Origin of the sequence: Faecalibacterium hattorii (genome assembly GCF_003287455.1) — a bacterium.
Classification (GTDB): domain Bacteria; phylum Bacillota; class Clostridia; order Oscillospirales; family Ruminococcaceae; genus Faecalibacterium; species Faecalibacterium hattorii.
In genome coordinates, this window is the sequence record NZ_PRLC01000013.1 from 77,442 (window position 1) to 104,337 (window position 26,896).

The window sequence follows — 26,896 nt, forward strand, 5'->3', positions numbered from 1 at the left end:
TTACGCATCGGGGTAAAATCAGAGCGATTCGACCATGGCGGCGACGATCTTGGTCGCAGTGGCGACGTACTCGGCGATGCTGAACTTCTTGACGACCAGCACCTCGTGGCCGTCTTCGTCAGCGTTGTCGCTCATAGCGCGCAGAATGACGCAGGGAACGCCATTCTTGGCCGCAATCTGGCTGACGGCGGCACCTTCCATCTCCACGCAGTCGGGGGCGCACTTGGCCTCAATGGCGGCCTTGGTCTCGCGGTCGCCCACGAAGAGGTCGCCGGTGGCGATCTTGCCGGTCAGCGCCTTGACGCCAGCCGCCTTGCAGGCGGCCTCGGCGGCGGCGATCAGCTCCGGGTCGCCGGTGTATTCCTTCAGGAACGGCGGGTTCTGGCAGATCATGTCCAACTGGGCATCGTGGTAGAGCACCGTCTTGCCGATGACCACATCGCCGATGCCGATCTTCGAGGTCATGTTGCCCGCGATGCCGGAGAAGATGATCTTCTCGGCCCCGAACTTGGTGATGAGCACCTGCGTGGTGGCGGCGGCGTTGGCCTTGCCCATGCCGGCGCAGCAGACCACCACCTCCTTGCCCGCGAGGGTGCCCTTGTGATATTCCACGCCGCCATAGGGCGCCACGGTGACGTTCTCCAGCTTGGCACAGAGCTGATCGACTTCATCGGGCATTGCGCCCATAATTCCGATAATCATAGTTGAAATCCTTTTCCTTGTAAGCTCGCCCCTTAGGAGAGCCGGCGAGCGAAGTGAGCCTGAGAGGGCAATCAAACGTTGAACAGGAACTCAATGACGTCGCCGTCCTTGACGACGTATTCCTTGCCCTCGGTGCGCTGCAGACCCTTGGCCTTGACGGCGGCGTAGTCAAAGTTGTTGGCTTCGAGGTCGCTGTAGCCGATGACGCTGGCGCGGATGAAGCCGCGCTCGAAGTCGCTGTGGATCTTACCGGCGGCCTGAGGAGCCTTGGTGCCCTTGCGGATGGTCCAAGCGCGGCACTCCTTCTTGCCGTCGGTCAGGAAGGAGATCAGGCCCAGCAGGTCGTAGCTGGCGGTGATGAGGTTGTCCAGACCGCTGGCCTCGATGCCCATCTCGGCGAGGAAGGCCTTTTTCTCTTCGGGGGAGTAATCGGCGATGTCCTCCTCGGTCTTGGCGCAGATGGGGATATAGCGGGCACCCTCTTCCTTGGCGCGGGCAGCCACCAGCGGGACATACTTGTTGTTCTCGATGCCCTCCATCAGGTCGTCCTCACCCACGTTGCAGGCGTACAGGACCGGCTTTGCGCTCAGCAGACCCATCTCGTGCAGCACGGTCTGCTGTTCGGTGTCGCTCTCGTCGAAGTCGAAGCTACGGGCGGGCTTGCCGGCACTCAGGTGGTCGGCCAGCTGTTGCAGCCAAGCGGCCTCGGCGGCAGCGCCCTTGTTGTTGCCGCTCTTGGCGGCCTTGGCCATCCGGCCCGCGCGGTTCTGGACCACTTCGAGGTCGGAGAGGATCAGCTCATAGTCGATGGCGTCGATGTCGGCGATGGGGTCCACGGCCTCGGCCTTGGTCACGTCCTCGACGACATGGATGATGTTGTCGTCGTCGAAGCAGCGCACGACATGCACGATGGCGTCGCACTCGCGGATGTGGCCGAGGAACTTGTTGCCAAGGCCCGCACCCTGACTGGCACCCTTGACGAGGCCCGCGATATCGACGAACTCCACGATGGCGGGGGTCTTCTTGTTGGTCTGCCAGATCTCGGCCAGCTTGTCCAGCCGCTTGTCGGGCACGGCCACGATGCCGCTGTTGGGCTCGATGGTGCAGAACGGATAGTTCGCCGCCTCCGCGTTCTTGGTGGAGGTGATGGCGTTGAACAGAGTGGACTTGCCGACGTTCGGCAGACCGACGATACCTAATTTCATTTTATCTTATACCTATCCAGAAACCCTTGATTTACAAGGCTTTCTGCCTTTCTCTAAATTTTGTTTACGCCCTTTTTACGCCCTTTTTTCATATCAGGCTGGCGTAGCTTGTTCAAATTGGCGGACGGCTTTTATCATAGATTCGTCTGTCACATGAACATATCTGTCCATTGTTGTTTTGATACTCGCGTGTCCTAAAAGCTGCTGCAAGACCTTTGGCTGTACGCCGCGCTCGATTGCGCGTGTGGCGTAGGTATGTCGCAGAGCGTGCATACAAAAACGCTTGATACCAGCTTCATCACACAACTTGTATAGGTGGGTATCATAGGAACTGTTTTTCGCCGGTTCCCCGGTTCGCCAGTTTACGAACACCAGATCACGCATGACAAGGCATTTCTTTTCTCCTGTTCGGCTGTCCGTGTACTCCAAAACCTGTGACAGTACATCAGACTCCTTTCGGCTGTTCCGTTCATCGTAACAGCTTTTAAGAACGGAGTATGCCATATCCGTAAGCGGAATTGTGCGATAGCTTTTCTTCGTTTTTGGTGGACCAGCTCGCCAATAGCCTTGACTGTGCCGATACTCTAAACTTTTGCTGATCGTCAGGGTGTGTTTCTTCCAATTTATAGCGTCCCATGTCAGACCAATCAATTCAGCCGTTCTTAATCCTGTTTCAAGCAGTAACACATACTGCCTGTAATTATGAGAACGCTTTGCCACTTCGAGGAATTTTTCTTGTTCCTCAACGGTCAAGTATTTAATATCATCTACCGCCCGAACAGGTTTTGTGTAACGAACACCGTTCATGGGGTGCTTTCCGATGATGTCATTCATAACCGCCGATTTGAACATGGTTCCCATCGTGATATAAGTCTGCCGGATTGTGGAGCCTGCGTAGGTGGTTTCCATTCGATTGAGAACAGCTTTGCAGTGCATGGGCTTTACATCGCCTATACACATGGTTCCCAACACCGGCTGAATATTCCATTTGTACCGCTCTCGATAATTGCGTTTGGTATTCGGAGCAAGATCACAAACAATATTCTCAATCCAGTAAGTAAACCACTTGTCAACTGTCATATCGGGGGAAGTGACGATCAAGTTATGCCGTTCTTCGTACCTTGCGTCAGCAAGCCAGTTTTTCGCTTCTGGCAGCGTATCGAAATACTTTTCTTTGCGCTTGCCATCTTTCGCATAAAATCTTGCGGAGTATAAACCATCCTTTCTTTGATAAATGCCTTTGCCGCATTCTTTACCTTTTAAGTTTTTTCCCATCAGTACGGACTCCCTTCAACAAAAAAGAGTCCAACGCAACTATAAAGTATAGCACAAAGACTCTATTTTTTCAATCATATACGGAACAATCTCAACCAATAAGCGGCAAAAAATTAGATTGTAATTTCTCGGCGGATATATTCTTCAAATTCTCGGCGTTTGACGAGTTTTCGCGTCCCAACATACAAAACGAAAGGACAGTTGGGCTGCCGCAGCATAGAGTCAATTTTGTTGATCCCGATATTGCTATATTCGGCAGCTTCCTTAATGGTCAGTGTCATTTTTAGATGAATAGGAACCCGATCTTCTTTTCGATTAAATCCGGCTGCTTCATCTTCGGTTATTGTTACCCCTTTACTTTTTGCTGTAAAAGGGAATTGCATTTCGTTTGATTTACTCATAAACTTAATTCCCCTTTCTTTGATCTGAATAAAAATGAAATGGGCTTTTCATCGGGCGGCTGTTGGCAACAGCTCCACGGGAGTTTCACCCCGTCCCATGCTTGTGGGTGCGCCGCGCAATGCTTTGAGGGCGTTCAACGCGGGAGTATCATTGTCCTGCCTGTACAGTCGTCGCCCGCAAGCTGCCACGCTTGCTTTCCGGCGCGGTGTTGGTCGCTCTGATTTTCCCCACAGGGAAAAGCGGTCGTGGCGCACCCGCCGTTTGGCTCAATACAGGGAGAATGTGTCCGATCTTGCCCTATGCTGCGTCGCCATTATTTTGCGCCGCTTTCTTTGTCAAGGAGCGAATGGGGCAGAATTACGCCAAGCGGAAAGGGGGACACTTTACGTTACTTTTCTGCCTTAAAGGATAGGACAGCCCGCATGAGCTTTGCTTGCAGCCGCTCCCGTAAGTCATTGTCTATACCGTAATAGGTGTTGCCGCGCTCGTCGCGGATTTTTCGGATAGACAGGTGGGCTATGTAGCTTTGGTAGTGCTGCATGACAATGTTCATGGCTTCCGGGTCGCCCTTTGTCGCGGCTAAAATGACCGGGTAGGGCAATAAGCCGCGCTCGTCGGTGTTACAATTCGTCCCATTCATCGGCGCGTTCCTCCAAGTATCGTTTTAGCAGTTCAAAAGAGCTTGTCCGGCGGTACTGTACTGTGCTGCGGGGTACTTTCATCAGCTCCGCGATCTCAACATCTGTCATGTCGAAAAAGTAGTACAGCAGTACGGCTTGACGTTTTTCGTCCGGCAGGGAGTGCAGAGCTTCGGCAAGCAGTTTCGCGGTGATCTTCAAGCCACCCGCGCAAAAGGCTTCTTCGTCCTCGTTGACAAAATATCTGTCAACGGTATAAAGCTGCTTTTCTTCGTGCGGGGTAAGGTCTGCAAAGCTCACTTCGTGCCGCTTGCGGCTTTTGCGTTCCCGGCAGGCGTCGATCAGTTCGTTGCGTAATGTGCGTTTGCAGTACGCATTAAACTCACATCTTGTCTGCCACTCAAACCGAGCAGGGTAATCCATATTCTCACCCCCTCTCGTTCCCGGGGGGCGGGTTATTTATCCCCTTTCGGCTGCCTTCCACGGACGCGCCGTGTCTGTGCCAAATGGAAAAGCAAAGTTTTTGAAAAAACTTTTGAGAACAGAAAAATGCGCCCGTCCGCAAGACGCGGACGAGCGCAAAGGAAATGTAAGCAGTATTTAGATGTATTGATAGTTCATATTTATAGCCGGAATATCCCGATGGCGTGTAATGGCTTTTTTTGACCGTAGAGCATTAGGCGGGTTGTTACAAATAAAAATGGACACGGCGATACCTCCCAGATACCGCCGTATCCTTAAAAAAGGGCGACTTTAACACACCCCCCGTATTCTCATTTTTTGAAAAAGAAAACGGCGGCTTTGATTGACTTATTCAAAACCGCCGCTTTCGGTTTGCACCGTATTCAATACTAATAGCAGCGGTTTATTTTTCCGCTTAACCAGCAATCGTACAGCGCGAGCAGTTGTCAAAAAGAAAGAGCCGATAACCGCATTTTTGATCTGCGTGTTATCGGCTCTGCGTCTGTGCGTCTGGCTCTTTGATAACTGTGATATTTAGTTGGCTTACATTGATTAGCGTTTCTTGCTTACATTTAGGGCAAAACAGGGGGAAATGTTCAAGTATTGTATCTTTTCTGATCTTCACCCGCGTTTTATTTTTACATATTGGACATAATATCCATTGAAATTCTGATATATGATCACCCCATTATACTTTCAAGAAGATTTTTCTACTTTCCTTTTGCTATTTTACGAGGATACCATTTTTGAAACCATGCGGTAAATATCCCCATTATTGCTGGAAGAATTGAATTTATAATTCCAACATAACTTCCTGCGTCAGTACCCATAATAAAATATGTCCAAATTGATGTTACTAAGTAGAGAATACCCCATGCAGCAGTTAAGATACGGTTGGTAGTAATAAACATAGGGTTTTTCAAGGCTTTTTCCCCACCATAATCATTCATAGAATATTCTGCGGAAAGAGGTATTTTCAGACAAGCAGATATGCTCCACATAATACCAAATGCTAAATAAGACAATGGCATTACAGTAACAGCCGACAAGTTGATAAGTAGCAACATTGAAAATATGCTTACCAATGCGCCGGAAATTACATCATAAACTGTTTTTTTGTTTTTATAAAATAGCAAAGGTAATAAGCAACAAACAAAAATGCTGATCATACTTCCCCAAAAAACATGTATATTTGAAGCTATCCAAAATACAATCCAGGGGATTAAAACATAACGCATATCTGTTTTTCTTTTTGGTGTTGACTTATCTTTTGTTATATCTGCGTTTTGGTGTTGTCCAAAATAATCGTCCCATTTCAGCATTAAGTCAAAATCGCCTTCGACAGAATATAAATGTTTCATTAAAGCGGCAGAGCCTTCTATTTCTCCGGCAGCAATAGATTGCCATACAGAAAAAGGCGTATGAATTACCGTTGCTGGTTTTTCGTTAAATTTTTCAACAACACGACTTTCCGTTTTTCCCAAGATAATACGATAACGTTTTCCGATGTCTGTATAATCTATATCAAAGATTATGTCTGTTCCACAATACGCTGCCGGATTATAAAGTGCGGCCATCTGCTTAGTAAAAGTTAACGAAAAATCTTCCTTTTCGCCTGTTTGCGTGATACCCCAGCTTGCGTCTGCCATGCGCTCGAAAACATCTCTCGGAAATAACAATTCTTGTAGTTTTGCATTTGTTTCTGCTTTTATACCGCCGGAAACATACTCTTGCCCTGCCTGTCGAACAACCGCCAGATATTCTTCTGTACGGTTTGATAATTCTTGTACGCTAAATAGTTCACCTTCTCCACAAAATAAGGTAGCATAGTTTCCTTTGCCGTAAATCCTGTCAAATTGTGCTGTTACACTATCGTAATTTGACTTTGTCGTATAAAATCCGCAAGTAGAGATTAAAACGTTTTTCTTTCCACTCATATCATATCTTGTAGGGTGGCCGCCGCTTTCTGCATTAGATAGCATGAAAGGCAGAGTTAAAGGAAGCTGCCGATCTATTACTGTTTTGAGCTTGCCTGGCAAATTGAAATAATATAATGGGAAACTCCAAATTGTGAGATCAGCCCATAATAACTTTTCAAGAACTATTTGCATATCATCGTAAATACAGCATTTTCCGGGAGTGGTTTTCCAACAGGAAAAACACCCAAGACAAGAGTTAATATCCATCTGCGCAATATTAAGCCTTTCAATTTTAGGCAAGCAATCTTTCTGTGCATAGCAAATCCCTTCCAAAAAAGCGTTAGCAAGCCGAAGCGTATTGCTGCGTTCACCCTTTGGGCTTCCATTGACTAAAAGAATATTCATTTTCATTCCTCCATGTTTTCCAAAAGGTGAATACAGTGTTCGATCCATTCCAGATACATTTGTGTATATCTCTTTCCAAAGTCAGCTGTCATTTGCCAAAATACCGCACTTTTTTTGTCGGGTATCATTTCTTGATACGATGTAATAGAAGCGTCTGTCTGTTGGAGCGCCTTTGAGCCAATGCGGTATTCATCATTAAGTTGTTTGAAAAAATCCAAGCTACTTGAAATGGGCAATTCACCCATAAAAAAGATTTTCATTAAAGTTGGAGAACGCATATCAATATTTACATCTGGGTCCCTTAACCAACGTAGCAACTCTTCTCGTCCTTCTTCTGTAATAGAACAGATATTTTTATTTGGTTTGCCCGATTGTTCAACAGTATGTTTTTCAATCCATTTGTTTTTTTCTAAAACAATAAGTTCACGATAAATCTGGCTGGTTTGAGCAGGCCAAAAGAATTTAAGCGAACTTTCAAAGGCTTCTCGAATTTCGTAGCCAGTCATATCCCCATAGTTTAGTAATCCCAATATCCCATGTTTAAGCATAACGAGGCTTTCTCCTTTAATAAATTATATATTCAACAAGTGGAATATGAATATTATATTCCACTTGTTGAATATTGTCAAGTGTATGTGTCTTGAAACAAATTAAAAGGATGTGTCTTGAAACAAATTAAAAGGAATTATTTAAGCTAATAATAAGAACTATATAGACATATCCAAGAAGAAAGGTGAACAGTAGAATGTAATAGGGTGAATGAATAATGGCAAAAAGACCTGTACCATTGTACGATTTTAAGGCTTTCGGGGCAGCTATAAAAGCCGCGAGAAAAGAATGCGGCGAGAGCCGGAAAAAAGTAAGCGACGAGTTATATATCTCCCCGCGCTACCTTGCGAATATCGAGAACAAGGGACAACAGCCGAGTTTACAGGTGTTCTATGACCTTGTAACCCGGTATCATATTTCGGTAGATCAATTTTTCTTTCCGAACAGCAATGCGGAGAAATCCACCGGGCGGCGGCAGCTTGACGCGCTGCTGGACGGTATGAGCGATAAAGGCATACGGATTGTAACCGCAACGGCAAGAGAGATCACGGAAGTCGAAAAAGAGTAAGCACAAAGCAAAATGGGCAAAAGGACGCTATGGAAACGTATTGTTTCTATGGCGTTTTTCTTTTTCTGCGGAAGTGTTCAGCAAATTTGTATTTTTATCGTGGGAGAATACGAAAAGATGAATAGCAAGCATAGGAAAGGGGTACCCTTTCCGTATTTTCGCCCCCTGCCCCCTGCGGCGTGTTGGTTGAAAATTGCTTGTTGGGAAGTGTCCCAAACCCTCTAAGCAGAAAGGAGAGTCGGCGCATGGACGGACGAAAGAGAACGGTGCAAATCAAATTCAGAGTAACCGAGGAAGAACGGGCATTGATCAAGGAGAAAATGAAGCTCGTCCCCACTCGGAACATGGAAGCCTATTTGCGGAAAATGGCAATCGACGGATACATCATTCGGATAGACCATAGCGACATAAAGGCTATGACAGCGGAGATACAGAAAATCGGGGTCAATATCAATCAGATTGCAAAGCGCGTCAATGCGACGGGCAGCGTCTACCAAGAGGACATAGAGGAAATAAAGGGGGTGCTTGCGGAGATATGGCGGTTACAAAGATTAAACCTGTTAAAAGCACGTTGAGCAAAGCCCTTGACTATATCCAAAACCCGGACAAGACCGACGGGAAAATGCTGGTGTCCTCTTTCGGCTGCTCCTATGAAACGGCAGACATTGAGTTTGGATTTACCCTGTCGCAAGCTCTGGACAAGGGAAACAATCTCGCCCATCACTTGATACAATCCTTTGAGCCGGGGGAAGTCGATTATGAAAAAGCCCATGAGATCGGGCGGCAGCTTGCCGACGCGGTAACAAAAGGGCAGCATGAATACGTTTTGACGACGCACATTGATAAGGGGCATATCCATAACCACATCATTTTTTGCGCGGTCAACTTTGTAGATCACCACAAGTATGTTTCCAACAAGCGCAGCTATTACGGCATACGCAACATCAGTGACAGGCTGTGCCGGGAAAATGGCTTGTCGGTGGTTGTGCCGGAGAAAGGCAGCAAGGGGAAAAATTATGCTGCATACCACAAGGAGAAATCCGCAAAGGCAAAACTAAAGATTGCCATTGATACCCTAATCCCGCAGGTAAACAGCTTCGAGGAATTGCTATCCCGTCTGCAAGGGTTGGGGTATGAGATAAAGCGCGGAAAATATGTGTCCTGCCTTGTACCAGGGCAGGAACGGTTTACCCGCTTAAAAACCATTGGCGCAGACTACACCGAGGAAGCAATCCGGGAACGGATAGAGGGCAAGCGTACCCACGCAGAAAAAGCCCCGCAAGCAGATCGGGGCGTCAGTCTACTTATTGACATTGAGAACAGTATCAAGGCAGCGCAAAACCGGGGCTATGAGCAATGGGCGAAAATCTACAATCTGAAACAGGCGGCAAAAACATACAGCTTCCTCACGGCGCATGGGATTGAACAGTATGCGGATTTGACCGCCAAAATTGCGGAAGTCCAGACGGCAAGCGAACAGGCAGCAGCCACCCTAAAAGACATGGAAACAAGGCTTTCCGATATGGCGGTGCTTATCAAGAACATTACCACCTACCAAAAGACAAAGCCCGCTTATGACGCATACCGAAAGGCAAAGAATAAGGGCAGCTACCGGGCAGCCCATGAGCGCGAAATCATTTTGCATGAAGCGGCGGCAAAGGCACTAAAGTCGGCGGGCGTTTCCAAACTTCCCGACGTTTCCGCGCTGCAAGCGGAGTATGCCAAACTGCAAGAGCAAAAAGAAGCCCTGTACGCCGAGTATGGCAAACGCAAAAAACAGGTCAAGGAATACGATGTTATCAAGCGAAATATCGACAGCATTTTGAAAAAAGATTACCCGCTGGAACGTGGAAAGGAAGTGGGACGAGAATAAGGTTTTTGGTGGATTTTTTTACATATTCATGCTACAATTTTTAATGAAGATAAAAGAGGAAGTGGTTAGATGAGATTTTCAGAAATATTGAACAGACTTACAGGCATTAGCTGTCCTGTATTTGGAATATCATGGAATCCCGTTGATACAGAGCGCAGCATAGCCAGACGGATAATTATTTTTTTAGAACCGCGTAGGGTGCTATATTCGGCATACGAATATGAGTCTGTATGTCCTTGTATTACATCAGTTACAGAAATAAAGAATTATCTTACCTCTGAACTCCAACAAATAGATGAAAAGTCAGAACTTAATTCTTATGTTAGAGCTATGCGTAATGCTTGTAATAAATTCTTGAGCAAATGTCCAGACCGTAAAGAGTTTCGTTGCCATGCTTGCCAAAACGGAAACATTGATAATTGGATTTTTACATCAGCAGTAGGAGAACTTCGCGGCGTTTTTGGGGTAATGGTAGGACAAATAGCAACAGCATACGGGATAGATGTTGAAGATGATTTAGCGCAAATAATCCCTGAATAATAGATATAGAATGCGTGAGGTGTATATTCGTGGGAAAAATTGAAGAATTATTAGTAAATAGGGGTCTATATGATAGTGTAGATATTTCAATTGATGATTTAGACGAACTTGAGAAGTATCTTTCCAAAAGAGATTATGTTGGAAATACAATTGACTGCTTTTGTAAGCAATGTGGTACAAACAGAGTATTCGAGTATGCTACGAGCGAAATACACGAAGAAACGGGTATCATGCGAATAAATATTTTTGATGATGTAAGTGGGAAAATGCGCATACCCAAAAAAGAAGAAACTTTTAATTCTTATCTTAACAAAAGATATGTTTTGACATATCGCTGCACACGAGATAAAGGACATGCAATTCTATTTGATTTAATTGTGACTGACGATAAAATAATCAAGATCGGGCAATATCCTTCGGTTGCTGACTTAGTGATACCTGAAATTGCAAAATATAAATCTGTTTTAGGAACTCAATACCGTGAATTAAGCAAAGCAGTAGGCTTGTTTGCTCATGGCATTGGCATAGGATCATTTGTATATTTACGTCGTATTATTGAAAAATTAGTATTTGATAAATATAGTGAAGTTGCAGACAGAATTTCAATACCAAGTGAGGAATTTGAACACCAGAAGTTTGACGTAAAAATTGAAACTTTGAAAGAATTTCTTCCAAATATTTTAGTTGAAAATAAGAATGTTTATGGTATTGTGAGCAAAGGCATACACGAGTTAAGCGAAGATGAATGTCTTGAAATGTTCCCCTATGTTCGAGCAGGCATTGAACTAATCCTTGATGATTTATTGGCAGAAAGAGAACGAAAAGCGAAAGAAAAAATGTTTGAAAAGTTTGTAGCACAAAAAACTGGGGAATTAAGAAAATGAGAAAAAACCGGGGCGCAGCAGCCGATTATGGCCACCACGCCCCGGTTTTCTATGGGTGCAGGAAAAGGCGTTACGCAGTAGAACGCCATTTTTGAGGGAAAAGGTATTAAGTCCTTGCCCTATGGAAAAACGGCTGTCAGAGCCGCGCTATACAAGGGATTTTGCGCCCCTATCGCGTAACAGGGAACGCATTTTTTTCATACGCTCGGCGGCTTGTCTGCGGGTAATCCGCTTACGGCACTCCGGGCAGTATTTGACGCTGTTAGAGCTGGACGCAAAGAACGCGCCACACTCGGTACACCGTTTCTTGTCCTCGGTGTTCATCAGTTCCGCATACAGGAGCTTGTCGGCGGGAAGTACAGCGACGCGAAACCATTTACAGAGCAGCGAATAAGAAATAAGCTGCGGACAAACACACTCGTCCCCATCGTCCAGTAAAAGGCATTTTCCATTGATACAGTTGCAGCACTCCTTTTTTACAAGGGTGTTGACTTTCCGGCTTTGCGGCGGTGTCAGCCGCTTAACCGCGCTCATGCTTCATCAGCGGCATATACGGCAAGCTCGGCGTATTCTTCATCGGTTAAAGCGTCCACTTTGGAAAGGGTGCGCCTTGCAAGCTCCCGCATATCCGCGTCCATATCGGGCAGCGCGGCGGTCATGTTCTCCATAAGCTGCGCCTTGCCGCCCTCGTGGTAAATGCTCAACAGGTTTGTTTCTTCAACGGTAAACTGTACCATGCTCATACCTCCAATTCGTGATTTTTCGTTTTTGCGGTCTTTTTCTGTGCCGCCCGTTCCTTTTCTGCCCGAAGCTGCGCCAAGATAGAGGGCTTTTCCTCTTTATCGCTGCTGCGTCCTTTTTCTGCCTTAATTGCGGCGGCATAATCCACAAGGGAGATCGGCTCGCCTGCCTTTGCCTTTTGCTCCAGCTCTCCGACAGTGGGCGTCTGGGGCGTGTTATTGATAATACCGTCAAAGTTGTTGTCGTTCTGCTCTACGGTATCTTCAATGTGCTTTAAGGGATTGACTTTTTCCGGCTGCTCGGCGGCAATGGCAAACGCCCGCGTACCATTGCCCATAATCAGATATTTTCCGTCCTCGGATTGATGATGAAAACCATATCCGGCGGCTTCCATCTGTTCACGGCTCATGTCTGTTACATGGAACGTCCCTCGCGGTGTTCGGATTGTTTCGCCTGTTTCCCGTTCGTCGGGGGTAAGCTGCTGCGCCTGTTCCTTGAAAAACTCCGGTACCTCTTGATAGCCGATACTGTCTACATAGTGGGCGGTGTCCTTGCCGTTTTGATGGAGTACCACAATATCGGAAACGGAAAGACTATGCCCCTTAAAATCGGCGGGGTGGTCGAGATTGAAACGGGTGTAAATATCTTCAAGGGAAGTGTCTGGCGCAAGGGGCGCGGTGTAGATCAGCTCATAATTTGCCCGGTCTACGGCGTGTCCCGTTGCCTGTAAGCGATCGTAAGGCTCGAAACGCAAGTCCCTTGTTTCGTCCCCGCGCTTTAGCTGATAAATGGAAAAGGTGTCCTTGTCCTGCTCGGCGGTCTGCGCCTGTGCATACAGTTCCTTTACCTCGCCTTGCGTCAGCTCTCCGGCGTTGAGCTGCGCCATCAGTTCGCGGCATTTCTCCGGAATCCCGATATACAGCACGTCCCCGATTTTTGCCTTTCCGTCCTCCTGCGGGAAATATGCCTGTAAGATATACAGGTTATCCCGGCTGTCGCTGCCGGGGTTGGCGTGTACCTTGTAGATCGGCTCCGGCGCGGGCTTTTCCTGTGAAGCTGCCTTTTGCCGCTGGATATGCGCCCGCTGTAAGTCGGTGGGCTTTTCCCCGGTAAGGGGCTGTATGGCTTTGATGTAGTTTGCAGAATAATAGGCGTTGTCGGTAAGCTGACGTTGCCACGCTTCGGCTTTGGGGGACCAGCGAAAACCGTTTGATTTCAATTCTTCCCGTGTCGCTGCGTCCGGCTTTTCGTCAAAGAAAATTTGCAGGCGGTTTGCTTCGGTGTTGGCTTCCACCTTGCCGCCCTCAAACTCCCAACCGACGTAGCCGATTTCCTTTTGCAGCGAAAGGGATTTGATACGCTCTTTCACGCGCCGGATTTCCGCGTTGTTGTTGGATAACGCCCATGTAGGGTACGGCTTATCCTCAATATGCCACTGGCTCGACATATCTGCTTTCATTTTCTCGATACTCTCCGGCGACAAATGGGGGCAACCGTCAAGGGCCTTGTGTTTGCGGTAATAGGCGTTTACCGCTTTCATGGTTTCCTGCGCTTTCTCCAATCCCGCAAGTTTCTTTTCCAGCTTTTGAACCGCCTGCGGGTCGTCCGCGCTGATACCGCCCATACCTGTACTGCGGATTTTATCAAGCAAGCCTTGAATATCCTGCCACTCCCGGTAGTTGGTGTCACGGGCGGCGTTTTGCTTTTCTTTCTTGCGTACAGGGAAATTAGAACCGCCCGCAATCAAGATAGAGGGAACGCGGGCGTCGATCTCATAGCCCTTGTTCATATTTGCCGCAAGTTTCCGGGCGTAGGTATCAAGCAGACTGTCGATTTTCTCATGGTACATCGGGTCTACCCGCGCTTTCTGCCGCTCGGCAAGCTGTACGGCTTCGTCTACATAGCTGCGGTATTCTGCCGTTGCGCTGCCGGGTTTGTAGTCGGAATAGCTGTTCATTTCCTTAGCGCGTCGGGCTGCGGCTTCGTTGATGGTGTAGTAGGTTACTGTGGTCTGCGTCGCTTCCTGCGGTGTAGCTTCCGGCGTTGCCTGTTCCGGCTGCGCTGCCGGTTCCTGCGGCTCCTGTTCGGGTTGCGACTCTGCCTTTACAAGCTGCCCGTCCACATAGGAATAACCCTGCGCCGCGATTGCTTCAAGGGTATTGTCTGTGACCTCGCCCCGCGACTTCATATCCATTTCAATCAAGGTTTGCAGGGTATCTTTTACGGTGCTGGAAAGTTCCTGTTTCTGTTCGGGGGACAGCTTATCAAAGACAGGGGTTTCCGGCTCCTGCTGGATAGGCTGCGTTTCCTGTTCCTGTACGGCGGCTTTTTCCTTTTGGATTTCCGCAAAATTCCTGTCTATGGTTTCGATTAGCTTTGTGGCGGTGCTGCGGATTGTTTCAAGAGAGCCTTTCAGCTCTGCAAGCTCTTTTCCGCTGCTCCACCCGGCAACGTAACCAAAAGAATAGTCGGACGTATCAAGCCCGTAATGCTGGCAGACAACATACGCAACACTTTCCGCTTGTACCTCACGGGTACGGCGGTCGGGGCGTGCTGGGTCGTCCGGGTCAGTGTCGTGCATGGTGGCATGGGATATTTCATGGATTGCCGTTTTGATATTCTGCAATTCACTCATACCCTCATTGATTGCGATACGGTTTTCTTCATAATAGCAGCGTCCTTTTGCGCCGCCGCTTAATACTTCAAAGCCCATAGCAAAGGGGGAAGTCCGTTCAAGAGCTGCAAAGAAGTCCTGGTACTGTTCCACGTTGCCCATCAGCTCGGAAACAGAAAGGGCGGGCAGCTCTTTTCCCTCGGTCTGGGACACATCAAAGACAGATACCACCTTATAGGCGGGTATGGTAATTTCCTGCGTTTCCATAACCGGTTTTCCGTCTGCGCCAATCATGGGCTTTTGCGTGTCGGGGTCGATTTTCTCCCGTTCTTTTTTGACTTTATACGGGGCGGGGGCAAGTATTTTGATTGCCTTTTCTCCGGGCTTTACATGGCGGTCAAACTCCTTTTCCCATTGACGGTAGCCTTTTACAAGACTGCCGCCCTGCATGGCAATCAAGATTGTGTTGTTCAGGCTGTAATCGTGAAACTTTGACATGGTACGCAAATACTCTGCATACCGTTCACTTTCAAACACGCCCATAATGCCCTGTTCCAGACGGTCGGTAATCTCTTTCATCTTGTCGGCGGGGTTGTCTGCCGAGAGGATCAGCGGAATAACCGGGCGCGGCTCGGTAGTGGGAAACGTAGTAGCCGCCGCGTCAAAGTCTGTCCGCTCTGCTTCGCTGCGTTCCGGCTGCGGGGGCTGCGGCGTTACCCGGTATTCTTCCGGCACGTCGCGCCCGTCATACCATTCTGTAAAGGTGTTTCGGTTGTTGTAGATATAACCACGTTCGGTAAACATACCGTCGTCGTTGATAGAAGCGTCCCGCCCGTATTCCTCATACATGAAATACTTTTTTGCTTCGTCGGGCAACTCCAATTCGTCCAGCTCGTCGATCAGATAATGCCCGTATTCTTCCTCGTTGTGGACGGACGGATAAAGCCAATAGCAATCAAGGTTTTGTGCAAGGTTGATAAGCTTCTGCAAGCTGCCTGTATGGTCGCCGTGTTCCATTGCGGCAACAAACTTTTCCCTGTCGTCGTCAAACTGCATTTCCAAGAGCTTCGCTAAATAGTTCAGCTCGTCGGGGTGGGAATACTCGCTTAAATGTTCTGTCAAACCGGGAACAGCGGATTGAAATTCGGTAAAATGCCATTCCTCATAGCTTCGGAAGTCTATCCCGATACGGTCAAAGACTTCTTTCAAATGCGCGGCAGTCGTGGGGAATGTTACCCATTCGCCTGCAGGTCTACCCTCGGTGTACTTTCCAAGATTGGAAAGATAGCCGCTTAAAATAGGTTGTTCCATTCGTTAGCTCCTTTCTTCGTTGATTTTCAAGAGGGTTTGGGACACTTCCCAACAAGCAAAATCCCCGCAATCGTCGGCAGACGAAAACGGGGATTTTTACGGAAAGGGTACCCCTTTCCTATGCTTGCTGCGTAACTTCTCTGTCCCTCTGGATTGCAATTCGGTAGTTGACGTATTTCCCGCCCGTATCGACTAACAGGATTGTTCCGTCATAGGTTTTGCCTGTTTTCGGGGAATACAGCTTCTTAACCTTTGTTTTCCCGTCTTTTAAGAGGGCGGCGGCAATTTTCGGAGAAAAGGCTACCTTGCGTTCCTCAAAAAAACGGTCATTCTTCCACATGGTAAAGGCGCAGTCCCGATTTGAGCAGTAGTAGTTTTTCTTGCTCTCATAGACATTTGCGCCGCAACGGGGGCATTTGCCGATCACCGGCTTTTCCTCTTTGAAACGCTCCTTTTCTTTGTCGGAAAGAAAAGGATAGGTCTTTACAAGCCCCTGTGTCATTTCGGCTATCCCCGTCATAAAGCTGTCCGGGTCTGCCTGTCCCTTTGCAATCTGCGTCAGATTGTTTTCCCAATCGGCGGTCAGTTTCGGGGAAGTGAGTACGTCCGGCAGAACACAAACAAGCTCGGTCCCGCTTTTGGTAGGAATGAGCTGTTTCCCTTTGCGCTCCACAAAGCCGCCTTTTACCAGCTTTTCAATAATAGCGGCGCGGGTGGCGGGTGTTCCAAGCCCCTGGCGTTCCGCGTCCGGGTCGGTTTCCTCATTCCCGGCGCGTTCCATAGCAGAGAGCAGCGACGCTTCGTTATGGGGCTTCGGCGGCGTCGTGAAATGCTCCGTTACCACCGCTTGTGGGTTGTCAAAGGTCTGCCCCTCGGTAAAGGGCGGCACGTCCAGCGAAAGGGCGTTTCCCTCGTCGTCCTCGGTATCGGTTTTCTTTTTTAACGTCGCCATAAAACGGCGTTCCAAGTCTTTCCACCCTGCGGCAAGCACTGTTTTTCCCTTTGCGGTAAACTCCTGTCCGGCGCAGGAAAGAACCGCCGTAACCGCTTCAAAGATATGCGGCTCGGCGCAAGCCATCAAAAGACGCGCTCCGGCAAGGGTAAGGATATTTCGCTCACTCTCCGGCAGCGCGGCAAGGTCGGCTTTTTCAAGCTCCATTGTGGGAATAATTGCGTGGTGGTCGGGCACTTTTTTGCTGTCCAGCAGACGGAAGATTTCCGGCGTAAAGGCCGCACCCTGCATAAAGGGAAGCGTCCCGCCAAGCAGGGCGGCAATCCCCGCCGCTGTATCGCCCATGTCGTCGGTAAGATAGCTGCTATCCGTCCTCGGATAGGTAAGCAGCTTCTTTTCATACAGGGCTTGTGCCAGGTCAAGGCTCTGTTTTGCGGTGTAGCCATAAATGCGGTTTGCTTCCCGCTGCAAGCTGGTAAGGTCAAAGAGCTTTGGCGGGGCTATGGTTTTCTTCTCACGGGTTACAGAAACACAAACCGCCTGCGACGCTTCGCAAGCTGCTTTCAAGGCGGCTGCGTCCTCGGCGGCGTGGATCTTCGCGCTTGCCGCTTCCACGCCGGACAGGGACAGGCGCACATGGTAGTATTTTTCTTTCCTAAAGGTCGTAATGGCTGCGTCCCGATCAACCAGCATTTTCAGTGTTGGGGTCTGGACGCGCCCCACGTTCAGCGTCTTTCCATACAGGCAGGAAAACAGGCGGGTCATATTGATACCGACAATCCAATCGGCTTTTGCCCTGCAAAGGGCAGAGGAATACAGGGAGTCATACGCTTTCCCGTCTTTGAGGGAAGCAAAGCCCGCCTTGATTGCGCTTTCTTCCATAGAGGAAATCCAAAGGCGGCGCATAGGCTTTTTACACCCGGCGACTTCATAGACAAAGCGGAAAATAAGTTCGCCTTCGCGCCCTGCGTCACAAGCGTTGACGACTTCGGAAACGTCGGCGCGGTGCATGAGGTCTTTTAGGATTTTGAATTGCTTTCCCTTGTCGGCGGCAACGGTGTACTGCCATTCCTGCGGCAGAATGGGTAAGCTGTCATAGCTCCATTTCTTGTACTGCTCGCCATAGGCGGCGGCTTCCGCAAGCTGTACCAAATGTCCGACGCACCATGAAACAAGATAGCCGTTGCCCTTTATGTACCCGTCTTTTTTCTCTGTTGCGCCAAGCGCGGCGGCGATTGTCGCCGCTACGCTCGGTTTTTCTGCAATTACAAGCGTTTCTCTCATACAGTATCGTCCTCCTGTTCCTCGGCTTCGGTATCGTCGGTCAGCTCGTCCTCGGCTTCCTCGTCGTACTCGTCAAAATCGTATTCGTCCAGATTGTCATTGCCCTTTGCCGCGTCCTTTTTCGGCTTTAAGATTTTGAAATAATAGAACGCTGCGCCGCCACCTCCGGCAAGGATAAGGACGATCAGCAGAATACCGCCCATGTTGCTTTGCTTTTCTTCCTGCGGCTGTTCGGGTTCTTCCGACTCGGCTTCCTTGCCGGTGCAGTCTTTCAGATTGACAGCGCAGACAGGGCAAGCGGTATTCACGGCTCCGGCTTCGCATTTTTCCGTACAGGTGCAGACTGCGGGCGGTTCTTCGGTCTGTCCGTCCTCGTCCTCCATCAATGCCATAAGGTCGGCTTCGTCTACTTGATTGAGGAAATGGACGGTGTTTTCGCCCTCGTCGTCCCGGTCGATGATGATATAGAAATAGTTGCCGTTTTTCGTGGTAATGGTAATAAGCTGCTTATTGCCGCCGTAATCGTCAACAAGGGTTGCGTTTCCGTCCGGGGTAAGGGGCGGCGTGTCCTCGGTTTCTTCCACAATCACGCCCGTATCATTGGTGGCGTCGCTCTCCGGTGTCTGTGCAAAAGCGGTAACAGAAAAGCCGCCCATGAGCATGAGGGCGGCACAAAGGGCGGTCAATGTCTGAACAATTTTATTCTTCATACGCGGCTTCCTCCTGTTCCTCGTTGTAATCGCCTGCGGGAACGGCAGCCATACCGGGAATACCGCCGCCGGACAGCATGGCGGTAAGTTCCTGCGGGGTCAGGTTCATAGCGCGTACCATCTGGACGATTTGCAGATTTTCCACTTCGGTTTTCTGTGCGGTCAGCTCTTTGAGCTTGTTTTGCTGCTCGGTGATCTTCTCGCGGGTCTTTTGGATTTCCCGGTCAAGACGTTCCAGTTTACTCATAGCCATAATAAAAATTCTCCTTTCCTTGTGTGGGTTAGTCCCAATTCATCAGCCCGTACCCTTTGATACATTCATAGGTAAGGGCATAGCTCTTGATTTTGCAGGCGTCGCCGGAATTGCCCTCAACGGTATAAACGCGGCTTCCGTCGGTGCCTATGACAATGCCTACATGGTCTGCGCTCCCGTCTAAATCCCAATCGAAAAAGATCGCGTCGCCGGGGGCGATATTTTCATAATCCCTTGCGCCCCATTGTCCCCGCGACTGGAACCACGGAACGCCCTGCGACTGACAGCCCGCAAAACGCGGCTCGCTTTTTCCGGCTTGATTGTAGCACCAGCTCACGAAACAGGCGCACCACTCCACGCGGCTGTTAAAGCCGTACCAGCTCCAATAGGGATAGCCGCCCACGTTGCCGACTTGCTGCTTTGCAAGGTCTACCAGCTCTGTGTTTCCGGGGCGGGTGCCGTTGACAAAATGAACGCCGCTTAAATCCTCGGACGGGCTACCATCGGGAGAGCCGCCGCCGAAAACTAAAGGCTTATTGCCGCTTGTTTCCATGTAGACATGGAACATTTCAAGCTGCTCTGCGTTCAACAGCTCCGGCGCAAGTGAGGATATGGGGGTGTTCGTCAGCTCCACATGAAGTATGCGATATTCGTATTCGTGTTCGTCCCCGTCCTCGTCGGTGTAGGTGCGTATCTGGATTTCCTCGGTAAGCGTCAAGGTGTACTGCATATCAAAAATACGCTGGATTTCTGCCTGTGCGCTCTGCGGGGTGTAGCTCTGCAAAAGGGCGGTCAAATAGGACGCAAGCTCATGGGGGTTATGCTCGATGGTGTCCAAATGGTAGCGGTATTCATCATAGCCGGGGTGGGTGCTTTCGATGTTGTCAATCTCGGCTTGCAGCTCGTTTTCCATAGCAACATAGTTGTTTTCCACCGCCACAAGATCGCTGTCCTCCGATGTATAGGAAGTTCCCACGACACCATTTACCGCGCCGGAAAACATAGAGGAACAAGAGGACAGCCCTGCGAAAACCATGATAAACAGCAGCAGGGCGGCAATCGCAATCAGCACGCCTACCGGGTGCCTTGCCACAAATGCCGCCGCTTTTCTTGTTTCCTCGGCGGTTTTCTTCGCTGCCTTGCGGGTGCTTTCTGTCGCTTTTTTCGCGGTGGCTGCACCGCCTTTTTTCGCCGCTTTTGCATACTCCCGCTTGATTTTCTGTTTCTGCATGAAACGGGAAAGAGGGTTGCTACTAAGCTGCGGGTTCTCATACAGGGCTTTGTGATAGTGAAAATTGGCGTTTGCCTTTGCCGCTGCCTTTTCCGCTTGTGCTGCCTTGCGGTAAGGTTTCAGCTTGTGGCTGTGGTAGCCCTCTTTGACCTTGTGGACACCGTATTTTCCCATACGCTCGGTGGCTTCCTCGGATTTGTGCGCCCCCTCAACGCCGGAATTATCTTTTTCCACGGAATGTATCTTGTTATGGACGAAAATCCCGGCTTCCTGTGCGGGGCGGGATAAGGGGTTGTGCTTGCCCTTAAAATTAGGCGGCGTTTCCCGTTCCTCAAACTGCAATCGTGATTTTTTCTTTTTGGGAAGTGCCGCCCGCGCCGCGTCCAGACGGTCGGCGGCTTTATCCGATTGCTTGATATACTTTTCCAGCTCCGGCGTTGCCCGTTCCTCGTCGGTAAATTGCAGACGGGACGACTGTGTTTTTGCTGTTGCTGCTTCCTGCGCCCGACGAACCGCTTTTTTTGACGCTTTCCGGGTCTGTCCCGCACCGATATGCTCCATGACGCGCTCTGCGGCGGCGTCCTGCGGTTTTGCGATATGCTCCGGCGCATGGGGCAAAGGAGAGGTCGGGGACGATACGCCTTGAAGCTGCGCCGCGTCCTGTGCGGCTTGCTGCTCCGGCGTTTTCTGAAAATCCGCGTCCTGTATGCGCTTGCTGATAAGCTCGGTTTCGCCCGTAGCTTTGTTTTGCTCGGTCAGCCCGTCACGGCTCATTTTCTGCGTGATTTTGTCACGGGCTTTTACAGGGTCATTCAACTGTCATCACCTCCAATCCGCGCCCTTGCAAGAGCGCAATACTCAATGTTGATCTCAATGCCGATATAGTGGCGGTCAAGGTCTTTTGCCGCCTTGCCTGTGGTGCCGCTTCCAAAGAACGGGTCTATCACAATGCCGCCTTTCGGACAGCCTGCCAAAATACAGGTTTCCGCTAACTTCGGGGGAAACGCGGCAAAATGCCCGCCCTTGTATGGGACAGTGTTAATTAGCCACACATCACGCTTGTTCCGCATGGTGGGGATTAGCGCGTCGTCATAGTAGCCGCCTTTCCGCGCTCTGTTGATACCCTGCACTTTGCCTTGTCCGGGTATTTCCTCGGTGTATTTGCTGCCTGCGCTGCGCCCCTGCCTGTATCGCGCAGCCGTTCCCGGTGCGACTGGCTCGGCTATGGCGGCAGAGTCATAGAAATACTGCTTTGACTTTGAGAGCAGGAAAATGTGTTCGTAGCAACGGCTCGGACGGTCTTTGCAGCTTTCGGGCATGGGGTTATCTTTCTGCCATATAATATCGCTGCGTAAATACCACCCGTCAGCGCGTAGGGCAAAGGCAAGAAGCCACGGAATACCGATCAAATCTTTTTGTTTGCAGTTCGCCGCCTTTCTTGCGATAGATAAGGCTTGCCCGTTCCTGCCTTTTGGATTTTTGGGGTCGGTGTAGCTGCCTTTGCTCCCGGTGCCGCAGTAGGTGTCCGCGATATTCAGCCAAAATGTCCCGTCAGAACGCAACACCCGTTTCAGCTCATGGAATACAGCGACAAGCCGATCAATGTACTGTTCCGGCGTGTCCTCGCGCCCGATCTGCGCGTCAAGTCCGTAGTCCCTAAGTGCGTAGTAGGGCGGGCTGGTTACGGCGCAATGGGCGCTTTCATCGGGCAGCTCCCGCAGAGCGCAGAGGGCGTCCCGGTTGATGATTACATCTGTTTTCATGCGTCGCTCACTTCCTCCGGCTTTGTCGTCATTACCCGGTAAAGCTCGGTGTCTTTCGGGAAACGGTCTACAAAGGGCAGTACCACATTGCCGTAGAAGATAAGCCCCTCGCCCGCTTCGGTGTGGGTAACGTACTTCATCTGCTGCGGGCTGATATTGAGCTGCTTTGCAAGGATAGCCCTGTCGCCTGCGGCTTGATTGAGCATGAGGACAAAATCGCTGTTTTCAAAAATGTTCTCGACTTCGCGGCTGGATAACAGGTCTTTGACGTTCTGTGTAATGGCGGTCGGTATGCCGCCCCACTTTCTAAAACGCTTCCAGATTTCCACGGAATAGGCTGCGGTCTGTTCCTCTTTCAAGAGCAAATGAAACTCGTCCATGTAGTAGCGCGTCGCCTTTTTCTCGGCGCGATTGATGGTAACGCGGTTCCACACCTGATCTTGCACAATGAGCATACCTAACTTTTTGAGCTGCTTCCCAAGCTGTTTAATATCAAAACAGACAAGACGGTTATTCAGTTCCACGTTGGTACGATGGTTAAAGACGTTGAGCGAACCGGAAACATACAGCTCCAACGCCGCCGCAATCCGCGCCGCTTCCGGCTCCGGCTGCTTCAAAAGCTCGTTGTAAAGGTCGCCCAAGATAGGCATTTTTGCCGGGTCCGGGTCGGCAAGATACGGGCGGTACACATTCCTTACAGCCCGGTCAATGACAGTCTTATCCACGGGCTGCAAGCCCTCTTTGCCGCCGATTACCAGCTCACAAAGGGAAAGGATAAAGTCTGATTTGAGGGCAAGGGGGCTGTCGTCCTCGGAATAATTGAGGTTAATATCCATCGGATTGACATACTGCGGTTTTCCGTCTATGCCCTTGCCCGTCGGGGACAGTCGGATTACTTGTCCATTCAGCCGTTCTACAAGGGAAAAATACTCGGCTTCCGGGTCGCAGATAATAATATCGTCGTCGGTAATGAGGAAAGCGTTTGTCATTTCCCGTTTTGCTGCGAACGATTTACCGCTGCCCGGTGTACCCAAGATAAGCCCGTTCGGATTTTTAAGCTGCTTGCGGTCGCAGAGGATCATGTTATTGCTCAATGCGTTCAGCCCGTAATACAGGGCTGCGCCTTTCTGGAAAAGCTCTTGCGTAATAAAGGGGATAAAAATAGCGGTGCTGCTTGTCGTCAAACCCCGTTCAATGGGGACAAGGTTTTCCCCAATGGGAACGCACGACAATAAGCCCGCTTCCTGCTGGTAGTCAAGGCGGGTTAAAGCGCAGTTATATTTCTGTGCGATACCCGCCGCCGCAAATACTTCATTTTCCAATTTCCGCTTTGTGTCTGCCATATTTACCACAAGGAACGTAAGGAGAAACATTCGCTCATTGCGGCTCTGTAAATCCTGCAAGAGATTTTTTGCTTCGCTGCCGAACGTGGCAAGGTCGCTCGGAATAATGTCCATATCGTAGCCGCTGCGGACTGCCTTTTTCTGTTCCTCAATCTTCATCTTGTCAAGGTCTGTGATTTTCCGCTTAATCGTCTTAATGGCTTCGCTTTGGTCGATACTGCGGATATGCAGATTGACAATCACGCCCGTTTCAAGGTCGAGGATTTCCGATAAGATACGGTCGTTCAGCTCCGGCGCAAGTATCTGTAAGAACGACACCGCGCCGATCTTGCGTCCCATACGGAACGTGCGTCCCTCTCCGAAACGGAATGACGAGGGGGCAATAAAATCTTTGGTGGAAAGCCCGGACGGGGCAAGCCAAGCCCAATCAAAGGAAAATGGCTCGCCCTCCGGGTGGAATACGCCATGCAGCACTTTCAAACGGTCATAGCCCGTCATGGGGTGGGCAGATACGCCAAGCACCTTAAAATTGTTGAGTACGTCCGTTTCAATACGGGCAAGGCGGGATTTTGCCGCCGCCAAGCTGTCCGCTTCAATGGAAAATGTAATGTACTTGTATTTGACAAGCCCGTTGTTACCTTTGGAAAGCTGGTTTTTGAGCATATCCGAATACTCGGTACGAATGGAATTGAAAGCGTCGTCCTGCGCCGGAATGTCGATAGCTTTTTCTGCTTCTCCGCGCTGCGTTCCCTGATTGATGAAAGAGAGCTGCACGCTCACGCTCGCGTCAAAGTAGTTGAGAAAATCGCACCAGTTTTCAAAAATGGCGGTCTTGTCGTCTGCCTGTGCAAGCTGATAGTTAATATCTTCAAACACAATGCTCTTGCTGTATTTCTTTTCCGTAATCCTGCAAATTCCGTCCGGGAACATCTGCAAGTAAGGAATGGTCTGTTGCGCGGTGTGCGCTTTTCCGTCGCCCTTTGCCTGCTGGATAAGGGCGACGATCTGTTTCTTTTCGGCGCGGGACAATTTACGCTTTGTTCCTGCGGCGGCTTCCCGCGCATTTGGTGCCTGTGCCTTTGACAATAGCCGATACCTCCTTTTCAAGTTTTCGTTGCCGTTCCAATACGGTATAGAGATTTTCCGTTTGGTAAGGGCGTTCCTTTGGTCGGATAAACTTTGTCTGAACGATGTTTCTTATCACGACTTCAAGGGGCTGTCCATGCCGTTCATACATGGCAAAGAGAAAGCAAGGCAGCATAACGACGATCATTGCCATTGCCGCAAGGGTCGTCCCCGCGCTGCCTTTGAGCAAAAAGAAAAGCGGCAATCCCACAAGGAGAGCCGCGCCAAGACAAACAATCTGCCGTTTCGTAAGGTTGAACGCTACCTTTGTTTTGACTTTGGAAAGGTCTTTCGGTACGGTAACATACGCCAAGCGAATACCTCCTTTCTGCCCTTAATGGGCGTTGAATATAGATTTTGCAAGTGCGCCGGATTGGAACAGGGAAAAACAGAGGATCACCGTATAAGCTGCAAGGGAAAAAATCGCGCTGTGCAAGTTGTCGGCTATTACCATTTCATTGACAAGGACAGCGTAAATGCCAACGCATATCATAATCAAAAACCCTTGAAAGCCGAGGGCAAAAAGCCCTTTGAGATAGTTGTTTCCAATCTGTCCCCATTCCCGGTTTGTCATGGTTGCGAATGGAATAGGAGAAACAGAGCAATACAAGTAAATTTCTATCATTCTGCCGTAGAGAATAACCGTTATCAGCACCGACATGATTTTCATGCAAAGGCTGACAAGGCTTGTTTCCATAACAAGCAAGAGCAATTCGGGGATTTCCATAGCTTCCAGCCCGTCCTGCATGGAAGCAAGGGCTTCGGCGGCGTCGATTGATGTTTCGCCGCCGATCACCCCCGCCGCGCCGGAAACAACGCGCTGCGCCACGTCAAACACCGCCATTGTTATGTCAAAAGTGTGTGTTACCAAGTAAACAGCAACAAACGCTTTGAAAAACCACTTGAAAAACATAAAGGTGTCAACGTCGTGCATATTGTTTTTTTCCACTACCATGCTGATTAGCTCATAGCATAGGACATAGGTAATGACAAGCCCCGCAATCGGAACAATGACATTTTCCGAAAGTGTTTGTATCATGGAAAAGATGTTCGCGTTCCAACCTTGCGGGGTTTGCCCTACCTGTGTTGCGATGGTGCCTACTTTTTCGTTTACGTCCCCGAACATAGTTGACAGATTACCGTTGATGGCTCCGATCAGAATACCTTTTATCCATTCGTTAATCGCGTCAAGTATGCTCTGCATAGGCTACCTCCGCGGCTTATGCGAATAGCCCGGAAAGCAGAGGTACCAAAATCATACCGACGAGGGCAACACCGCCGCCCGCCATGAGCTGCTTCATGCCCTGGCTTTTTGCGCCCGATAGCCATAGGTAAGTCTTTGATATGATCTCCAACTTTTCCCCGGCTCCACACCGTGCGTGCAGCTTTCACCGCACACGGCGTTCCATCGAATTCAGTTGCACAGGGCTTGCAATACAACTTACACACTTCGTAGCTTGAACAAGAAAAGATTTTTAATCAATCAAAGGCATTTCTGCCATCTCACGAAACTTATTCAGCTTTAAAATTTGCGTACTATCGAGATTGAGAAGGTTCAGGTAAAACTTTATGGTAGCCATGTCAGAAGCATGGATAAGTTTGTGGACGGGAGCCGATATAAGAACGAGGTTTCCGTATTCATCTGTGCCGCCCTTCGCAGCAGGCCTCTTGTGGTGGCAGTGGATATCATGGGCTTCCATGATTGAACCCGTCACTGCACATTTTCCATGCTGCGCTGCATACAGAGAAATTCGATTATCTGCGTATTCTATCGACCTGCCCTGCACAGGATTTCGCATCAGCCAAAGCATCGTCTTAGTGTCGATGTTCAGATTCTTGTGAATCAGTTCCCGACCTTCTGGCGTATACTTGTTGACCGACTTCCTTTTGTGCTGGGCATTTCTGCTCTGAACATATCCAATAGGAACTACTGGCCGTCCATGCAGAAATCGCAGTTGACTGCTTTTTCCATACTTTTCTTTGATATAGCCTTTTTTCAGTTCGCCTTTGCGTGTCAGGTCATTCCGCAGACGATTGTGCATCTGCTTTTTGACCCCATAAGCCAGCTTTCCAAAGTCCTCAGAAGCAGCCGTTGCAATGCAGTAATACTGGTGTATTCCTGCCACCACAGCATTGTAGGTCATCAG

At 49.4% G+C, this 26,896-nt stretch carries 26 protein-coding genes and 1 pseudogene; 5 read left to right on the forward strand and 22 right to left on the reverse strand.

The genetic code is table 11. The features are described from left to right. Positions 1-18: 18 nt before the first annotated feature. The 9 genes from C4N23_RS09895 to C4N23_RS09945 form a co-directional block, all read right to left on the reverse strand. Positions 19-702: a 5'-methylthioadenosine/adenosylhomocysteine nucleosidase gene (locus C4N23_RS09895; RefSeq protein ID WP_112145733.1), complete on the reverse strand. Its 684-nt coding sequence runs from the start codon at positions 700-702 to the stop codon at positions 19-21. A gap of 71 nt (positions 703-773) precedes the next feature. Continuing rightward, on the reverse strand, positions 774-1,907 hold the full coding sequence (ychF, locus tag C4N23_RS09900; protein WP_055191909.1) for a redox-regulated ATPase YchF: 1,134 nt from the start codon (positions 1,905-1,907) through the stop codon (positions 774-776). Between the two features lie 93 nt (positions 1,908-2,000). Further along, a complete protein-coding gene (locus C4N23_RS09905) occupies positions 2,001-3,182 on the reverse strand; it encodes a tyrosine-type recombinase/integrase (protein ID WP_112145735.1) in 1,182 nt (393 codons plus the stop codon). A gap of 113 nt (positions 3,183-3,295) precedes the next feature. Then, on the reverse strand, positions 3,296-3,583 hold the full coding sequence (locus C4N23_RS09910) for an excisionase (protein ID WP_425349592.1): 288 nt from the start codon (positions 3,581-3,583) through the stop codon (positions 3,296-3,298). Positions 3,584-3,972: 389 nt separating this feature from the next. Further along, a complete protein-coding gene (locus C4N23_RS09925; protein WP_112145739.1) occupies positions 3,973-4,224 on the reverse strand; it encodes a helix-turn-helix domain-containing protein in 252 nt (83 codons plus the stop codon). Beyond that, a complete protein-coding gene (locus C4N23_RS09930) occupies positions 4,205-4,645 on the reverse strand; it encodes an RNA polymerase sigma factor (RefSeq protein WP_112145741.1) in 441 nt (146 codons plus the stop codon). Before C4N23_RS09930 ends, C4N23_RS09925 begins: the two co-directional genes overlap by 20 nt. Before the next feature lie 526 nt (positions 4,646-5,171). Further along, positions 5,172-5,360 carry a cysteine-rich KTR domain-containing protein gene (locus C4N23_RS09935; RefSeq protein ID WP_112145743.1) on the reverse strand — a complete coding sequence of 63 codons (189 nt, stop codon included), beginning with the start codon at positions 5,358-5,360 and terminating at the stop codon, positions 5,172-5,174. A 34-nt stretch (positions 5,361-5,394) separates the two neighbouring features. Beyond that, positions 5,395-7,008 carry a flavodoxin family protein gene (locus C4N23_RS09940; protein WP_112145745.1) on the reverse strand — a complete coding sequence of 538 codons (1,614 nt, stop codon included), beginning with the start codon at positions 7,006-7,008 and terminating at the stop codon, positions 5,395-5,397. A gap of 2 nt (positions 7,009-7,010) precedes the next feature. Next, positions 7,011-7,556: a PadR family transcriptional regulator gene (locus tag C4N23_RS09945; RefSeq protein WP_112145747.1), complete on the reverse strand. Its 546-nt coding sequence runs from the start codon at positions 7,554-7,556 to the stop codon at positions 7,011-7,013. Between the two features lie 218 nt (positions 7,557-7,774). Here C4N23_RS09945 and C4N23_RS09950 point away from each other — a divergent pair, with 218 nt between their 5' ends. The 5 genes from C4N23_RS09950 (at position 7,775) to C4N23_RS09965 (ending at position 11,422) form a co-directional block, all read left to right on the forward strand. Continuing rightward, positions 7,775-8,125, forward strand: coding sequence for a helix-turn-helix transcriptional regulator (locus C4N23_RS09950; RefSeq protein WP_112145749.1), 351 nt, complete (start codon positions 7,775-7,777; stop codon positions 8,123-8,125). Between the two features lie 245 nt (positions 8,126-8,370). Continuing rightward, a complete protein-coding gene (locus C4N23_RS09955; protein ID WP_112145751.1) occupies positions 8,371-8,700 on the forward strand; it encodes a plasmid mobilization protein in 330 nt (109 codons plus the stop codon). Next, positions 8,661-9,998 (forward strand): relaxase/mobilization nuclease domain-containing protein, encoded by a 1,338-nt coding sequence (locus C4N23_RS09960; RefSeq protein ID WP_112145753.1) that lies wholly within the window; start codon positions 8,661-8,663, stop codon positions 9,996-9,998. The genes C4N23_RS09955 and C4N23_RS09960 overlap by 40 nt, the downstream gene beginning before the upstream one ends. 69 nt (positions 9,999-10,067) lie before the next feature. Then, a complete protein-coding gene (locus tag C4N23_RS13825; protein ID WP_146746480.1) occupies positions 10,068-10,538 on the forward strand; it encodes a DUF6650 family protein in 471 nt (156 codons plus the stop codon). 29 nt (positions 10,539-10,567) lie between these two features. Beyond that, a complete protein-coding gene (locus C4N23_RS09965) occupies positions 10,568-11,422 on the forward strand; it encodes a hypothetical protein (protein ID WP_146746481.1) in 855 nt (284 codons plus the stop codon). 147 nt (positions 11,423-11,569) lie between these two features. On the opposite strand, the gene C4N23_RS09970 is transcribed toward C4N23_RS09965, so the two are convergent. The 13 genes and pseudogenes from C4N23_RS09970 to C4N23_RS10030 all read right to left on the reverse strand — a co-directional run. Beyond that, a complete protein-coding gene (locus tag C4N23_RS09970; RefSeq protein ID WP_112145757.1) occupies positions 11,570-11,956 on the reverse strand; it encodes a cysteine-rich VLP domain-containing protein in 387 nt (128 codons plus the stop codon). After that, the gene (locus tag C4N23_RS09975) at positions 11,953-12,165 is read right to left on the reverse strand and encodes a transposon-transfer assisting family protein (protein WP_112145759.1); all 213 of its coding nucleotides are present in this window, start codon (positions 12,163-12,165) and stop codon (positions 11,953-11,955) included. Before C4N23_RS09975 ends, C4N23_RS09970 begins: the two co-directional genes overlap by 4 nt. Next, positions 12,162-16,088 (reverse strand): antirestriction protein ArdA, encoded by a 3,927-nt coding sequence (locus C4N23_RS14210; protein ID WP_112145761.1) that lies wholly within the window; start codon positions 16,086-16,088, stop codon positions 12,162-12,164. The genes C4N23_RS09975 and C4N23_RS14210 overlap by 4 nt, the downstream gene beginning before the upstream one ends. Positions 16,089-16,206: 118 nt before the next feature. Continuing rightward, the gene (locus C4N23_RS09985; protein WP_112145763.1) at positions 16,207-18,324 is read right to left on the reverse strand and encodes a DNA topoisomerase 3; all 2,118 of its coding nucleotides are present in this window, start codon (positions 18,322-18,324) and stop codon (positions 16,207-16,209) included. Beyond that, positions 18,321-19,034: a DUF4366 domain-containing protein gene (locus tag C4N23_RS09990; RefSeq protein WP_112145765.1), complete on the reverse strand. Its 714-nt coding sequence runs from the start codon at positions 19,032-19,034 to the stop codon at positions 18,321-18,323. Before C4N23_RS09990 ends, C4N23_RS09985 begins: the two co-directional genes overlap by 4 nt. Then, complete coding sequence (locus C4N23_RS09995) at positions 19,024-19,287, reverse strand: DUF4315 family protein (protein ID WP_112145766.1); 264 nt, start codon at positions 19,285-19,287, stop codon at positions 19,024-19,026. The genes C4N23_RS09990 and C4N23_RS09995 overlap by 11 nt, the downstream gene beginning before the upstream one ends. A gap of 28 nt (positions 19,288-19,315) precedes the next feature. Continuing rightward, on the reverse strand, positions 19,316-21,292 hold the full coding sequence (locus C4N23_RS10000; RefSeq protein ID WP_112145784.1) for a CHAP domain-containing protein: 1,977 nt from the start codon (positions 21,290-21,292) through the stop codon (positions 19,316-19,318). A gap of 38 nt (positions 21,293-21,330) precedes the next feature. After that, a complete protein-coding gene (locus C4N23_RS10005; protein ID WP_112145768.1) occupies positions 21,331-22,281 on the reverse strand; it encodes a DNA-methyltransferase in 951 nt (316 codons plus the stop codon). Further along, positions 22,278-24,710: a VirB4-like conjugal transfer ATPase, CD1110 family gene (locus C4N23_RS10010; RefSeq protein ID WP_112145770.1), complete on the reverse strand. Its 2,433-nt coding sequence runs from the start codon at positions 24,708-24,710 to the stop codon at positions 22,278-22,280. Before C4N23_RS10010 ends, C4N23_RS10005 begins: the two co-directional genes overlap by 4 nt. Further along, positions 24,655-25,062, reverse strand: coding sequence for a PrgI family protein (locus C4N23_RS10015; protein ID WP_112145772.1), 408 nt, complete (start codon positions 25,060-25,062; stop codon positions 24,655-24,657). Before C4N23_RS10015 ends, C4N23_RS10010 begins: the two co-directional genes overlap by 56 nt. A gap of 21 nt (positions 25,063-25,083) precedes the next feature. Further along, positions 25,084-25,953: a VirB6/TrbL-like conjugal transfer protein, CD1112 family gene (locus C4N23_RS10020; RefSeq protein ID WP_112145774.1), complete on the reverse strand. Its 870-nt coding sequence runs from the start codon at positions 25,951-25,953 to the stop codon at positions 25,084-25,086. A 16-nt stretch (positions 25,954-25,969) separates the two neighbouring features. After that, positions 25,970-26,068, reverse strand: a pseudogene (locus C4N23_RS10025) (Maff2 family mobile element protein); the annotation flags it as partial. Between the two features lie 156 nt (positions 26,069-26,224). Continuing rightward, positions 26,225-26,896 (reverse strand): HNH endonuclease signature motif containing protein (locus C4N23_RS10030; RefSeq protein WP_146746482.1); only part of this gene is annotated, 672 nt, incomplete at its 5' end.